Here is a 14,240-nt window from a genome sequence, read left to right as displayed (position 1 = left end):
GAAAGGATTGCGGCCCTATCAGGCGCCCCAAGACCGGACTGCGCCGCAGTCCATGTGGACGAATTGCGACCCGGAGTACCGGCCGACACCGCCGGCGCGGCAAGCCTCCGCGGCGCGGGCCATTTGATTCACGCTACGAGATTGCAGGTGAAGGTCCGCAGCCTGGCCCTGCATATGCAGCGAATTCCTCGCCACACCGCTGGAGCGAGCACGAAGCATCGCGTTGGTCGAGGGGGAACGATAACCGGAGAAAAGCGTGTAAGGCTCCGTCGCATCCAGCAGGTTATGCGCAGCGGACATGATGTCTATTGTGCGCATGTCGATTCCGTGAAGTTCGTCTGTGCGCCAGTCGCGCATGAAATAGGTGACCTCTTGCATCACCTCTTTGATGTATTCACCCTCGATCCAGTAGATGCTGTCGATCATCTCGCCGGTTCGACCGGAGTACATTCGGATTCTGCGGATATCCCCTGCGCCTCGCAAAAACCCTGCTGCATTGCTGAAAGTCGGTGCTGCCGTTGCCGCGGTCGCGGCAAATGCCCCGAGCAACGCGCGCCTCGAAAGGCCATTCGAGCTCGTTCCCATGATGTAAAAGCGTCCCGTCGCTTGCCGTGTATGCCACTGTTATCGTGGCGTTTGTTGCTGCCTCATCCCCAGGCGCATCGTTTTTGTGCCACAGGTTCGAGGTGATTGCCAATACCTGCCCCGGTCAGGGTTCCAAAAAGCTTTTGGAATCGGCGGAATTCTGCTGAAACACTCTTACATTAACGTTAAGGCAGCGGAATTCAGCTTTTGGGGGCGAGCGTTGCGTGAAAGTGACACCGCCGTTGGCTGACCAAAACGTGATCAATTGAAGGCGAACGGTTCGGGCTACGTTATCGTCTTGTATGCATGTGAGAGTTGGGAATTGAAGAAAAGGGATCGAGTGGGAATGCTGCTGCCGGGATTCAATACAAGATTTGGCCGTGCTTTGGCTGCTGTGCTTTTTGCGACTGCGTCTTTTGGTGCATGCGTCGAGGTGCAGGCAGACCCGCGCGTGACTCCGTTCATGTCCGCCGTCGCCGAGACTGCCGCGCTGGATGATGAGATTGCGACGTTTTATCGATCCAATGCATATGCACCGGTCTGGGTCGGTCAAGGCGCTGAATTTGAGGCGCGCCGCGTCGCGTTGTTCACGGCGCTAAAGCGTGCGGCAGATCATGCCTTGCCGGCGTCCAGCTACAAGACCGATGCTCTCGAAGCGGCTATGCGTGGCGTCCGTACTCAGCGCGATCTCGGTCGGGTGGAAGTCATGCTGTCGCGCGTGTTCCTGAAATACGCCCATGATGTCTCAACCGGGATCCTCACTCCTAAGTCGATCGACGAAGGAATCGTTCGCGATGTGCCGCGCCGAGACGGCACCGATCTTCTCAAGTCGTTTGTGTCTGAAAACCCCGTGGTGTTCCTCCGCTCGCTGCCGCCGAAGGCGCCGGAATACAACCGTCTTATGAAGGCGCGTATCGAACTTCAAAGGCAGTTGGAACGTGGTGGCTGGGGCCCAGTGGTCAATGCGTCCAAGCTGGAGCCGGGCGACAGCGGAAACGCTATTGTGCAATTGCGCAACCGCCTGATTAAGATGGGTTACCTCAACCGTTCGGCTTCGGTCGACTACGACGCGGCTTTGCAGAAAGCGGTACAGGATTTCCAGTATGATATGGGCCTGAACACCGATGGGGTTGCGGGGACTGCCACGATCGAAGCCATCAATGTTCAGATCGAGGATCGGCTGCCTTCGATCCTCGTAGCTATGGAACGCGAGCGCTGGATGAATATCGAACGTGGCGAACGTCATGTCTGGGTTAACCTTGTAGATTTCACCGCGAAGATCGTCGACCACGGCGAGGTGACGTTCGAGACCCGATCGGTTATCGGCGCGAATTCCCATGATCGGCGCAGTCCGGAATTCTCTGATGTCATGGAGTACATGGAGATCAACCCGTACTGGAACGTGCCGCGATCGATTGCCGAGAATGAATATCTGCCGGCTATGATCGCCTCGCGCGGTGGCGCTGCGCGGCACCTGCAGATCGTCGCGGGAGGCGGGCAAATCATCCCTCCGGAACGTATCAACTGGGCGGCCGTCACGCCCAACAACTTCCCCTTTGCGCTTCGCCAGCCGCCCAGCAACGGGAATGCGTTGGGCTTGGTAAAGTTCATGTTCCCGAACCGCTACAACATCTACCTGCATGACACGCCTTCTAAATCCTTGTTTGCGCGCGACCGCCGCGATTTCAGCCACGGCTGCATCCGGCTCGCTGACCCATTCGACTTCGCCTACCATCTGCTGGCGCGGCAGGTTGACAACCCGGTCGATTATTTCCACCGGATCCTGAACACAGGGCAGAACACCCAGATTGATCTGAAGGAACCTATCCCGGTGCATCTGGTCTACCGGACGGCGTTCATTTCGCCGAAAGGGCACGCGAATTTCCGCAGTGACGTCTATGGGCGCGATGCCAAGATCTTCGACGCGTTGCTGCGCGCCGGGGTAGTATTGAACGGCTTCGCCAGCTAAACACGCCGCGATGATCCGGAACGGCGCGGGTTATCGGACCCGTGCCGTTGCGCTTTGTGCGGAGTAGGAATGCACGGTTTCACCATAGCCGAACTTGCCGAAGCTCTGGGCGCGAGCGCCTTTGGCAAAACGAGCCTTCGCGTAACCCACGCCGCCGAACCGGCTAGGGCCGGACCGGACGATCTGGCTTTGGCTATGGATCCGAAATACGCCGAGGGACTGACGCGGGGCAGGGCGCGCGCGGCGCTTCTCTGGCCCGGCGCCGACTGGAAAGCCCTGGGGCTGAAGGCCGCCATTGAAGTCCCACGCGGGCGGATGGCGATGGCTGCACTAACAGCGATGCTCGATCCGGGACTGGAGATTGCGCCGGGCGTCCACAAGACGGTTGTGATCGGAGAAGGGGCGGAGATCGGCTCGGGCGCTGCGATTGCGCCTTATGTCGTGATCGGGTCGGGCGTTCGGATTGGCCGCAACGCCCGGGTCGGACCGCATGTGTCGATCTCGAAGGACGCTGTGCTGGGCGACGATGCCCTGATCCATCCCGGCGTACGGATCGGTGCCCGCGTGAAGATCGGAGATCGGTTCATTGCCCAGCCTGGCGCTGTGATCGGTGCCGATGGCTTCAGCTTCGTGACGCCCGAAAAATCGAAGGCCGAAGCAGCACGGGAGACCATGGGCGACGCCGACACTGCCAAGGCACAATCCTGGATTCGGATTCACTCACTGGGTGCGGTGGAAATCGGAGACGATGTCGAACTTGGCGCGAATGCCTGCATCGATGCGGGCACGATCAGGCCGACCAGTATCGGCAGCGGCACAAAGATCGATAATCAGGTCCATATCGCGCACAACTGCGAGATCGGACGCGATTGTCTGTTCGCGGGACAGGTCGGTATCGCCGGTTCGGTCAAGATTGGAAACAACGTGACATTCGGCGGCAAGGTCGGCGTCGTCGACAACATCTTCATCGGTGACGGCGTGGTCGCGGGCGGCGCGACGGTCATCATGTCGAACGTTCCGGCCGGGCGTGTGATCCTCGGCTATCCGGCCGTGAAAATGGACACGCATGTCGAGATGTACAAGGCGCTGCGTCGTCTGCCGCGCCTGATCGACCGTCTCATGGAGCGCAAGAAACCGGTTTCAAATCCGGACCGGACCGACTAAATCACGCCGCAAAAGGGTGAGAGGACGGGCATGACTGCAGCTGTCAGAGATCGCGTCATCGGGATCATCGCCGAACAGGCGGTGCTCGAGGTCTCGGACGTCAAAGGCGAACAGACGCTTGAAGACCTGGGAATCGACAGTCTGGGACTGGTCGAGTCGATCTTTGCGATCGAAGAAGAGTTCGACATACAGGTGCCGTTCAACGCCAATGAACCCGAGAAGAGCGATTTCGACATTTCTTCCGTCAATGCCATCGTCACCGCGGTGGAAGGCCTGGTGAAAGACCAGCACGGATGAGACGCGTTGTCATAACCGGTGCGGGTACGATCAACCCGCTCGGTCAGAATGTGTCCGACACGCTGGAGGCAATGCGCGAGGGGCGCTGCGGTATCGGTGAGCTTGAAATTCGCGATGTCGACCGGCTTTCCGTCAAGATCGGCGGACAGGTTAAAGGATACGACGAGCACGCCCATTTCAACCGCCAGCAAATAGCCCTCTACGACCGTTTCACCCAATTCGCTTTGCTCGCCGCGAAAGAGGCGATCGGTCAATCGGGTTTGGAATTCATCGGAGACCTTGCAGCGCGGTCAGGTGTGGTCCTGGGGACCTCTGGCGGTGGCCTCTCGACCCAGGACGAGAACTATCGCGCGGTCTATGAGGAGGGCAAGAACCGAGTTCACCCCTTCATCGTGCCGAAGCTGATGAACAACGCGGCTGCCAGTCACGTATCCATGGAATGGAACCTGAAGGGTCCGACTTTTACCGTTGCAACGGCTTGCGCGTCGTCGAACCATGCGATGGGGCAGGCGTTTCAGATGATCCGCTCCGGCATGGCCGACGCGATGGTGACGGGCGGCTCGGAATCAATGCTCTGTTTCGGTGGTGTGAAAGCCTGGGAAGGGCTTCGCGTCATGTCGAAAGAGGCATGCCGCCCGTTTTCGGCCAACCGGTCCGGAATGGTGCAGGGCGAGGGGGCTGGTATCTTCGTTTTCGAGGAATACGAGCGGGCGAAAAAGCGCGGCGCTGAAATCATGGCAGAGGTCTCAGGCTTTGCGATGACTTCCGATGCGTCCGACATCGTGATGCCGTCGAAACAGGGCGCAGCGCGCGCCATAACCGGGGCTCTGGCGGATGCCAGAATGAACCGCGACGACATCGGCTACATCAATGCGCACGGAACCGGTACTGCCGCGAACGACAAGACCGAATGCGCGGCGGTGGCGGACGCACTGGGCCGTCAGGCGGACCGGTTGATGATATCATCCACGAAGTCTATGCACGGCCACCTGATCGGCGGGACCGGCGCGGTGGAGCTTCTGGCCTGCATCCTGGCGCTGCGCGACGGTATCATCGCGCCAACCATCGGTTATGAGGAAGCGGACCCTGAATGCGCGCTGGACGTTGTGCCGAATGACGCGCGCGAGGCGCCTGTCGACGCGGTGCTTTCCAACGCGTTCGCCTTTGGCGGTCTGAACGCCGTCCTTGCTTTGCGGAAAATCTGAAGTCCGAAGCAGTGTTTCGGGCCAAAAAGAAAACGCCGCCGGAGCCCGGCGGCGTTTTGTGTCCGGTATTGTCGTGGCGCGTTACTGAGCCGCGGTCGCAAGTTCCAGCGCTTCCTCGTAGGCCGCCGTGAAGCCTTTCAGCGAAATCGCCAGCGTGACGCGCTGGTCGGGGGCTGCGACGGGTACGATCACGACCGTTGCGGAGTTTCCGGCCTTGAACGTATCTACATCAGCCTGCGTGAAACCAAGCCGTGCAAAGCAGCCAATCTGCGAGCACCAGCTGAACGGATATTTCTTGAAGCCGCTGGTGTCCACGGACAGGGCAAGCTGTGCGGTGAGCAGCGTTTCCAGCGGCGTGACAACCGTTGCACCGGCCACTGCGTCGCCACCGGCTTCGCCCAGCGGAAAGATGTTGATTTCCGAAACCGGGTTGCCGTTCTCATCACTCAGCAGCTGATAGAGTTGGCACGGATCCTCGCCGCCTTCCGTACGGATACAGCGGATCTGCCAGTCATCATGAACCGATTTCTCATAGATTGAGCCGGGACCTTCTTCGGCAGTCTGGCCCATGTTCAGTTCCAGAGGATCAGGTGTGGCTTCCTCGGTTGCTTCGGGTGTGCCGGTTGCTTCCTGCGCAACGGCCGGTCCGGCAAGCGCGAGAAGAAGGGCAAGAGGAAGAGTGCGAATCAAGTCGTGCATTGGGCATCCATCTGTCATCAGACATTTCGTCGGCGCAGGGTGTAACATGGGTGCCCGCTGGTGTCAGGCCCCGATTTGGAGCCGCGGCAAGGCTCTGCCAGCGTTAAGACAAGACATGAAAAAAGGGCCATAAAAGGCCCTTTTCCCTGATAGTTTCTCTCCCTGCCGGACTGGCCGACTTGTATTGTGACCCGGAAGCTACGGCCTTTGTTCGCAGGCGTCAATGGGTAAGTTTTCACAATTTTTTCGCATCTTGGAGGCAGCAAAAAAGACCGCGCCCGAAGGCGCGGCCAGTCTGACAGGGAGGAAGTCTGCCCGTCGTCCAATGGATCGCCGGGCGCCTTCTCTATGGCACTCAAAACTTAACAATGTATTTTCGCCAGGTACGGATTTGACAGCTCAGGACGATTTGATGGAGAACCGGATATTCCTTGGCGGCGGCGGCGAAGCATACAGCGAACCTCAGGGTTTACGTCTTGACTATGCAAATCGTCACGGTCTGATCGCTGGCGCGACCGGCACCGGAAAGACGGTGACGGTTCAGATCCTCGCTGAAGGATTTTCCAAGGCCGGCGTTCCGGTGTTCCTGGCTGATGTGAAGAGCGATCTGGCGGGCCTGGCGATTTCCGGTTCGCCGGAATTCAAGCTGCACGAGGCGTTTACCAGTCGCGCCGAAAAGATCGGTTTTGACGACTACGACTACGAGGCATTTCCAGTCACATTCTGGGATCTCTTTGGGAAGAAAGGACACCCGATCCGCACCACCGTGGCCGAGATGGGGCCGCTCCTGCTGGCCCGGATGCTGGATCTGACTGAGGCGCAGGAGGGAGTTCTGAACATAGCCTTTCGGTTGTCCGACGAAAAAGGGCTGCCGTTGCTGGATCTGAAGGATCTGCGCGCTTTGCTGGTCTGGGTCGGCGAGAACGCGGCGGAGCTTTCGCTGCACTACGGGCATATCTCCAACGCGTCTGTCGGCGCGATCCAGCGCCAGTTGCTGGTGCTGGAGAACCAGGGAGGGGCCGGCATATTCGGCGAACCAGCTCTCGAACTGGCGGATTTGATGCAGATTGACGCAGACGGGCGTGGCAGGGTCTCGGTCCTGGCAGCCGACCAGCTTATGGCTTCGCCAAAGCTATACGCGACGTTTCTGCTCTGGCTTCTGTCCGAGCTGTTCGAAGAGCTGCCGGAGGTTGGCGACCCGAACAAGCCGAAGCTCGTTTTCTTTTTCGACGAAGCGCATCTCTTGTTCGACGACGCAGCCAAGGCACTCATAGATAAGGTTGAGACGGTGGCACGACTGATCCGGTCTAAAGGTGTCGGTGTCTACTTCTGCACTCAGAACCCCGATGACGTCCCCGAAGACATCCTGGGCCAGCTCGGCAACCGTGTGCAGCATGCGCTGCGGGCGTTCACCGCGCGGGATCAGAAGGCGCTTGTACGGGCCGCCGAGACCTATCGCTCGAACCCCCGCTTCGACACGGCAGAGGCGATCAAGGAGGTCGGGACCGGCGAAGCCGTGACCTCGATGCTGGAGGACAAGGGCGCACCGGGTATTGTCGAGCGCACACTGGTCCGGCCGCCTTCATCGCAGCTCGGAGCAATTAGTGATCAGCAAAGACAGGAAGTCATCGCGGCTTCGCCCTTGGCCGGCAAGTACGATACACCCTTGGATCGGGAAAGCGCATTCGAACTGCTGAAGCAGCGTGCCGATGCTGCAGCGAAGGAGGTCGAGGCGGCCGAGGCAGAAGAAGCCCGCTTGGAGGAGGAAGAGCGGGAATTCCGCTCTGCCCGGCGGTATTCCGGCGGCTCCGGTACGAAAAGTTCCAGGCGTTATGGTAATGACAGCATTGGCGGTGCGCTGACCGATGCTCTGGTCAAGGAACTGAGCGGTACTACCGGCCGCCGCATTGTGCGCGGAATCTTCGGATCAATCTTCAAAGCGCGTTAGCGATCCGTAGTTTCGTTGGACCGGGCCCGCCTACGGTCAGGACGCCCCGCTCGGTCGGATCTTGAGCCGCGTCAGACGGTTGTCCTCGCGCTTCACGACCTCGAAGCGAAACCCATGAAAGACGAAGACCTGACCCTGGCTCGGGATCATCTGCGCCTCGTGGATCACCAGGCCGGCAATGGTGTTGGCCTCTTCGTCAGGCAGTGACCAATCCGCGGCCCGGTTCAGGTCGCGGATCGTCATGGCGCCGTCGACCAGGTAGTCGCCATTCTCGGTCTGGCGAAGGGGATTATCCTCGTCCAGGTCGAATTCGTCGGTAATCTCCCCGACAATTTCCTCCAGTATGTCTTCCAGCGTGATCAGCCCTTCTAGTGAGCCGTATTCGTCTACGACCAACGCGAAATGGGTGTGTCGGCGAAGGAACTGCCGCATCTGGTCGTCGAGTGTCGTGGTCTCAGGTACGAAATACGGAGCCATAGCGATCTCGAGCACGTTGAACTCCGCCATTGCGTCGCTGCCGGTATCATCGTCCCGCATCCGAGCGTACATGGCGCGAAGCAGGTCCTTGGCATGAATAACACCGACGATGTTCTCGGGCTCGTCGCGATAGACGGGCAGGCGGGTGTGAGAGGAGTCGAGGCAGAGTTTCAGCACTTCATGCGCCGGCAGTGCGGCGTCGATCATCTCGATCTGGCTGCGGTGAAGCATGATCTCTTCGACTGTGCGCTCTGCAAGGTCGAGCGCGCCCAGCAATCTGTCACGATCTTCTTTTTCCACCGCACCTTCGCTGTGGCCAAGGGAAATGGCCCCGGCGATTTCTTCCCGGACGGCGAGGATCTGACTGGATGGGTCGGTCTTGACTCCGAACAGTGCCAGGATCGCGCGAACCAGCCAGCGGACCGCCGAGACGACCGGGTTCAGGACCAGAATTACCAAGCGGATCGCCGGCGAGACGAAACTTGCCGCCGTCTCGGCATTGGTGATGGCGTAGGTCTTCGGCAGCACCTCGGCGAAGATCAGCACCAGCAGGGTCATCACCAGTGTCGCCAGCGCCACACCGTTTTGTCCGAACAAGCTGGTGAACAGGGCGGTCGCCAGCGACGTGGCCAGGATGTTGACCAGGTTGTTGCCGAGCAGAACAGAACCGATCAATCGCTCGTTGTCTTCGGTGATCTTCAGCGCCATTGCGGCGGTCTTGGACCCCTTGTCGGCTTGTGCCCTGAGCTTGCCACGAGAGGCGGCTGTTAACGCTGTTTCGGAGCCTGAGAAAAATGCAGAAAGGACGAGAAGGGTTAGGATCGCGGCGCTGGTGATCCATATGGTGGCGTCGGCGGCCATTGGGTGGGGGTTCCTGTGTTGTTCCGGTATATTTTGAAGGCGTGTGCGTTGCCATGCAAGAGGTGCCGGAAAGGTCTCCTTGCATATGGTCGCACGCACAATGCTTTAATAAATAACAATAATCTCTGCGTTTCCGGGCTTTAGCTGTATGATTGATTTCTTGTGCCAGTATCGATAGCGTCGCTGCACCGCCTCGCCAGCCAGCCGCCAGCCGTTCATTTCGCGCAGTGTTCAACATATGCGCGGAGTGGCTTCGACATTTGCCGTGTTCTTTTCGAACGCGGCGCCTCAACCGCCGGAGATACCTCAATGTACATCGCCATGAATCGCTTCACTGTTCCTCTCGAGAATGCCGAGGCTTTCGAGGAGCGCTGGCTGTCGCGCGACAGCTATCTGCAGGAATTGCCCGGTTTCGTCGCCTTTCACATGTTGAAAGGGCCGGAGGAGGATGGCAACCGCCTCTATGCGTCCCACACGGTCTGGGAAAGCGAAGAGGCATTTTTTTGCCTGGACTCGCAGCGAGCAGTTCCGGACGTCACATCGGACGGCCGGTGAAACCAAACCGCTGCACGATGGCCATCCGCGGTTCGAGGGTTTCACCTCGATCCAAGGGATCGGTGCCTTGGAAGGTGTCTAATGGGTCCGGTGCGGATTTAGACGCCGCGGGCAAGGGGGTGATGTTCGAGCACGAGTTCCTTTAGCCGCTCGTCCAGAACGTGCGTATAGATCTCGGTGGTAGAGACGTCTGCATGTCCCAGTAGTGTCTGTATCGACACCAGATCGGCGCCATTCGCCAGCAGGTGCGTAGCGAAAGCGTGGCGCAGCGTGTGCGGTGTGACCTTGGCGGGTGATACACCGCCGGCAGCAGCCAGTTCCTTGATCAACATGTAAAAACGGTGACGTGTCAGGTGGCCGTCCTTGCTGCGCGAAGGAAACAGGTAGGGCGATCCTGGTCTCCCATTTTTCTGCGCCTCGGCATCCTGCTCGTCGCGAAGTGCAATCCAAGCTTTCAATGCGTCCCGGGCGGGCGGCGACAATGGCACCATGCGCTCCTTGCCACCTTTTCCCTTGACCAGCAGCATGCGCGGATCGCCTCGTGTGGCCGAGACGGGCAGTGTGACCAGTTCGCTGACGCGCATTCCCGTGGCGTACAGCAGTTCCAGCAGACAGGTATTGCGCAGCCGATCGGTCTTGGACCTACCATGGGTCTGTGCAGCCCGCAGAAGCGCGTCGACTTCCGGTACCGACAGAGTCTTCGGAAGCTTCGCCTCGCGGCCAGGACCCTTGATCTGGATTGCCGGGTTTTCACTCCGCAAACCTTCCTCAAAGGCGAACCGATAAAGCTGCTTGATGGCCGAAAGTCGGCGCGCTCGGGTCGATTTTGCCAGACCCTGCGCATCGCAATCGACCAGATACGCCTCGATGTCGCTGCGGCTGGCGCTAGCCAGGTCGCGGCCATTCCTTTCGAGCCAACCGGCGAAGTCTTTCAGATCACGGGCATAAGCTAGTTGAGTGTTTTTTGCGGCGTCGAGTTCGGCCGCTTGCGCTTCGAGAAAGCTCTGGACCCAATGCAGGGTCATGCGTCCTCCACAAGGATCATAGTCTGCAAGGCGAAACGACGCGCAGTGTCTTCCAGGCCGATGGAACGGAATAGCGCAACGGCGTCTCTCAGCTTTTCGAGGTCGCCTTGCGCTCCGTCCGTGGCCATACGTATCGCCCGCAGGATCGCTTCGCCGAGATTGCCGTCGTTTACCAGCCCGGCTAGGCGCTCGGGCGGTGTAGACATGCGAAAGCCTTCCGCGATCGCCGCTGAGGTCTCGTCTGGCGCGGAAATGCCGGTCACATCGCCTCGCGCGACCGCCTTGAGAAATTTTTCACTCGCATCCTGTGGCTGATGTTCCAAGGCAATCGACTCATAGTGCGGCGACAGCAGACCAACCTCGAATGCAAGATGTCCGGCTTCGCCGCCTAGAGCCGCGTCAGCCAGTTTGTCGGCGTAAAGGTCCGCGAAAACGGGTTGAAGATCGGCTTCCCCCAGAACGTTCCAGGCATGAACCAGGGTGCTCGCGATTTCTTCGTGATTTCCTGCGGCGAGCGCTGTTTCGAACGCCTGCACCGCCGCAACGCGATCCCACACCCCGCCGGATGCGGCTGGCTGGCGTTCCGTGTAAAGACCCAGCAGGCGGTTTTCGTCCAGCGTTCCAGAACGAGCGAGCCGTTCGGCCGCTTCGATCTGCGATTTCCAGCCGGTGTTCAATCGCAGGTCAGCCTGAGCGAATGGAAGCGGTAGTATGTTCGAAGGGATCGGCTCACCAACAGATTCGTATAGTCTGAACACAAGAGGCGTCGGGCGTGTTGGCGGCGCAAGTTCTGGCGCGCCCGAGAACGTTTCGGGGTCAAGGAACCGAGCCAGAATTGCATCTTCAGCGCCGGTCAACTGGTCAAGAGCACGGCCCGTTTCCAGAGTAACAGCGGCGGCATGCCAGTCTCCGTTGCGCGCCAGGCAGAAGATCCGCGTCGCAAGATTGGGGGCCAAATCCGGCTTGATCTTGAGTGTCGCGCAAGCGGCATCCTCAGTCCCGGTTAGCAGGCTCGCATCGAACCAACGGCTGAATGTTTCTTCGTCCGAAGGCCCAGCCCGTCTCAACAGCGCCTCGGCCTGTTCGACCGCGCCCAGTTCCATAAGCGCATCGACGCGCGCCAGGAACAGCGCATGTGACGGATCGCTGTCTGAGGGTGGGTCGAGCTCCGCCAAAAGCAGAGTAAGCAGCAAATCCTGCATTGCCGGCATCAGGCCGGTCTGGATCTGTTCAAGCTCCCGCGCCAGATCCTCGGAAGAACTCGTTCCCCAAAGTGTGCGCGGCAGGCCGGTTACCGATGTCGGCAGCAGCCCCACGGCGTCAGGCGAGACTTCGTCCAGCGGCGTGACGGAGATTGACTCGGTTCCTGCGCCATCGCTGGTCGTCGGCTCGTTCCAAGGAAAGGCCAGTGGATCCGAAGATACACTATCCGACAGCCAGTCGATCGCCGACATCGGTTTTTCCTGAGCGCCGGCGGTTGTCGCAATAGCCAGGGCGCCAAGCACAAGTGCGGAAATCTTCCTAGCTGCCATCCAGAATCACCGGTTCCGACACATCCTGTTGCTCCGGGGTCATATCCCCCAGATAAGCATAACCCGTTAGCCCGATCGCGCCCAACACCAACAATATAAGGATGAGCTTGAATATCAGTCTCATGGGTCTCCTGCCTGTCTGACCGTCTTGGGATGCGGCGTAGTCGGATTTATATATGGCATTTTCCGGCTCGACACGCCATTCAGTCCACCGGACGAATTTATGGGCGGGACAATGCCGTTTTGAGATACCGGCTGAAAAAGACTGTCGTGCTTGTCGGGATGATGGGTTCGGGCAAAACGGCTGTCGGTCAGGCACTGGCAAAGATCCTTGGTGTACCTTTTCTGGATTCCGACAACGAAATCGTGAAGGCGTCGAATCTGACGATTGCCGAAGTGTTCGAACGCTATGGCGAGCCTTTCTTCCGCGACAAGGAGACTCAGGTGATCACACGTCTTCTGGACGAACGGCCCGGCATTCTGTCAACCGGTGGCGGGGCCTTCTTGTCGGCGGACAATAGAGAAGTCATCTCACGTCGCGGTGTGGCCGTTTGGCTGCGGGCAGATGTTAATCTTCTGTGGCAGCGGGTGCGGCACAAGGCGACCCGGCCATTGCTGCGTACGCCGGATCCGTTCGCGACGCTGAAATCGCTGTGCGAAATCCGAGAGCCCTACTATGCGCAGGCACAACTCGTGGCCGATGCGCGGGCGGACTATGCCATTGAAGAAATGGCAGCGAACGTCATCGACGTGTTGCGGCAGAGGCCTGACGTGCTGGAGGTGCACGAATGACAGAGACGGTGCGCGTCGAACTCGGTGACAGGTCGTACGACGTCCGGATCGGAGAGGATCTGATCACCAGGGCAGGGCAGGAAATCGCGCCGCTGCTGCATGCGCCACGTGTCTCGGTTGTGACCGACAGTCATGTTGCGGACCTGCACCTCGCTCCCTTCTGCGATGGATTGGCCACGTCCGGCATCGAAAGCGAAGCGCTGGTCCTGCCGGCGGGCGAAGCGACGAAAGGATGGGAACAGTTCTCGCGCTGCGTTGAGTGGCTGCTGGAACAGAAAGTCGAGCGCCGCGGCATCGTCGTCGCACTCGGCGGCGGTGTCATCGGCGATCTCGCCGGTTTCGCCGCTGCCGTGCTTCGGCGGGGCGTACGCTTCGTTCAGGTGCCGACCAGCCTGCTCGCGCAGGTGGATTCCTCGGTTGGCGGCAAGACCGGCATTAATTCGGTTCAAGGCAAGAATCTGATCGGCGCATTTCACCAACCCTCGCTTGTATTGGCTGACATCGGCGCTCTGAGCACGCTGACTGGCCGGGATTTCCTCGCCGGGTATGGCGAGGTGGTGAAGTACGGGCTGTTGGGCGATGCGGAGTTTTTCGAGTGGCTGGAGGTTAACGGCCCCGGACTAGCGGCCGGAGATATGGCTTTGCGCAGCCATGCGGTGAAACGATCCGTCGAGATGAAGGCCGAGATCGTCGCCCGGGACGAGACCGAACAGGGTGACCGCGCTCTTTTGAACCTTGGCCATACGTTCTGCCACGCACTGGAATCGGCCACGGGCTATTCCGACCGGCTGCTTCACGGCGAGGGCGTCGCCATCGGCTGCGCATTGGCATTCGAAACCTCGGCGCGGCTTGGATTGTGCTCGCAGGAAGAACCGAGTCGAGTTCGGGCACATTTGAAGGAAATGGGGATGAAAACCGACCTGGCCGACATCCCGGGTGATCTTCCCGGTGCAGCAACCCTGCTCAACCTGATGGGACAGGACAAGAAGGTGCTGGACGGCAAGCTGCGCTTCATCCTAGCCCGCGGTATCGGCAAGGCGTTCGTTACTTCGGATGTCCCGCATGAGGTCGTGATGGACGTCCTGTCGGAAGGGCTAGCCGCGCGGCGTTGAGCCGCGCGGGTCATAGCAT

General features: G+C 59.6%; 13 protein-coding genes and 1 pseudogene. 8 read left to right on the top strand and 6 right to left on the bottom strand.

What is annotated here, in order from left to right; translation table 11 throughout:
• Window positions 1-18: 18 nt before the first annotated feature.
• On the bottom strand, window positions 19-585 hold the full coding sequence (locus HCO70_RS09310; protein WP_172295214.1) for a DUF882 domain-containing protein: 567 nt from the start codon (window positions 583-585) through the stop codon (window positions 19-21).
• A gap of 346 nt (window positions 586-931) precedes the next feature.
• Here HCO70_RS09310 and HCO70_RS09305 point away from each other — a divergent pair, with 346 nt between their 5' ends.
• From HCO70_RS09305 to HCO70_RS09290, 4 genes are all read left to right on the top strand, one after another.
• Window positions 932-2,554, top strand: a complete 1,623-nt coding sequence (locus HCO70_RS09305) for a murein L,D-transpeptidase (protein WP_172295212.1) — start codon at window positions 932-934, stop codon at window positions 2,552-2,554.
• 69 nt (window positions 2,555-2,623) lie between these two features.
• Entirely contained in the window at window positions 2,624-3,718 is a 1,095-nt protein-coding gene (gene lpxD, locus HCO70_RS09300) for a UDP-3-O-(3-hydroxymyristoyl)glucosamine N-acyltransferase (protein WP_172295210.1), read from the top strand.
• Window positions 3,719-3,748: 30 nt separating this feature from the next.
• Entirely contained in the window at window positions 3,749-4,015 is a 267-nt protein-coding gene (locus tag HCO70_RS09295) for an acyl carrier protein (protein ID WP_172295208.1), read from the top strand.
• Complete coding sequence (locus HCO70_RS09290) at window positions 4,012-5,220, top strand: beta-ketoacyl synthase (protein ID WP_172295206.1); 1,209 nt, start codon at window positions 4,012-4,014, stop codon at window positions 5,218-5,220. Before HCO70_RS09295 ends, HCO70_RS09290 begins: the two co-directional genes overlap by 4 nt.
• An 81-nt stretch (window positions 5,221-5,301) precedes the next feature.
• Here the strand turns inward: HCO70_RS09290 and HCO70_RS09285 are convergent, their stop codons facing one another.
• Window positions 5,302-5,919, bottom strand: a complete 618-nt coding sequence (locus tag HCO70_RS09285) for an invasion associated locus B family protein (protein ID WP_172295204.1) — start codon at window positions 5,917-5,919, stop codon at window positions 5,302-5,304.
• Between the two features lie 412 nt (window positions 5,920-6,331).
• Here HCO70_RS09285 and HCO70_RS09280 point away from each other — a divergent pair, with 412 nt between their 5' ends.
• The gene (locus HCO70_RS09280) at window positions 6,332-7,867 is read left to right on the top strand and encodes a helicase HerA-like domain-containing protein (RefSeq protein ID WP_172295202.1); all 1,536 of its coding nucleotides are present in this window, start codon (window positions 6,332-6,334) and stop codon (window positions 7,865-7,867) included.
• Window positions 7,868-7,903: 36 nt separating this feature from the next.
• Here the strand turns inward: HCO70_RS09280 and HCO70_RS09275 are convergent, their stop codons facing one another.
• Window positions 7,904-9,205 carry an HlyC/CorC family transporter gene (locus HCO70_RS09275; protein ID WP_172295200.1) on the bottom strand — a complete coding sequence of 434 codons (1,302 nt, stop codon included), beginning with the start codon at window positions 9,203-9,205 and terminating at the stop codon, window positions 7,904-7,906.
• A gap of 309 nt (window positions 9,206-9,514) precedes the next feature.
• Here HCO70_RS09275 and HCO70_RS09270 point away from each other — a divergent pair.
• Window positions 9,515-9,842, top strand: a pseudogene (locus tag HCO70_RS09270) (antibiotic biosynthesis monooxygenase).
• Between the two features lie 16 nt (window positions 9,843-9,858).
• Here HCO70_RS09270 and HCO70_RS09265 read toward each other — a convergent pair.
• The 3 genes from HCO70_RS09265 to HCO70_RS24985 all read right to left on the bottom strand — a co-directional run bounded on the left by HCO70_RS09265 (window position 9,859) and on the right by HCO70_RS24985 (window position 12,441).
• A complete protein-coding gene (locus HCO70_RS09265) occupies window positions 9,859-10,785 on the bottom strand; it encodes a site-specific tyrosine recombinase XerD (protein WP_172295198.1) in 927 nt (308 codons plus the stop codon).
• Window positions 10,782-12,239 carry a hypothetical protein gene (locus HCO70_RS09260; protein WP_172295196.1) on the bottom strand — a complete coding sequence of 486 codons (1,458 nt, stop codon included), beginning with the start codon at window positions 12,237-12,239 and terminating at the stop codon, window positions 10,782-10,784. Before HCO70_RS09260 ends, HCO70_RS09265 begins: the two co-directional genes overlap by 4 nt.
• 67 nt (window positions 12,240-12,306) lie before the next feature.
• On the bottom strand, window positions 12,307-12,441 hold the full coding sequence (locus HCO70_RS24985; RefSeq protein ID WP_256372958.1) for a hypothetical protein: 135 nt from the start codon (window positions 12,439-12,441) through the stop codon (window positions 12,307-12,309).
• Between the two features lie 95 nt (window positions 12,442-12,536).
• On the opposite strand from HCO70_RS24985, the gene HCO70_RS09255 reads away from it, so the two are divergent.
• Together HCO70_RS09255 and aroB are read left to right on the top strand one after the other, a co-directional pair.
• A complete protein-coding gene (locus HCO70_RS09255) occupies window positions 12,537-13,109 on the top strand; it encodes a shikimate kinase (protein WP_371742198.1) in 573 nt (190 codons plus the stop codon).
• Window positions 13,106-14,221, top strand: a complete 1,116-nt coding sequence (gene aroB / locus HCO70_RS09250) for a 3-dehydroquinate synthase (RefSeq protein ID WP_172295192.1) — start codon at window positions 13,106-13,108, stop codon at window positions 14,219-14,221. Before HCO70_RS09255 ends, aroB begins: the two co-directional genes overlap by 4 nt.
• Window positions 14,222-14,240 lie beyond the last annotated feature (19 nt).

It is taken from the genome of Pseudoruegeria sp. HB172150, from assembly GCF_013184805.1.
Lineage (GTDB): Bacteria > Pseudomonadota > Alphaproteobacteria > Rhodobacterales > Rhodobacteraceae > Psychromarinibacter.
This window is presented reverse-complemented; position numbering and strand designations above follow the sequence as displayed.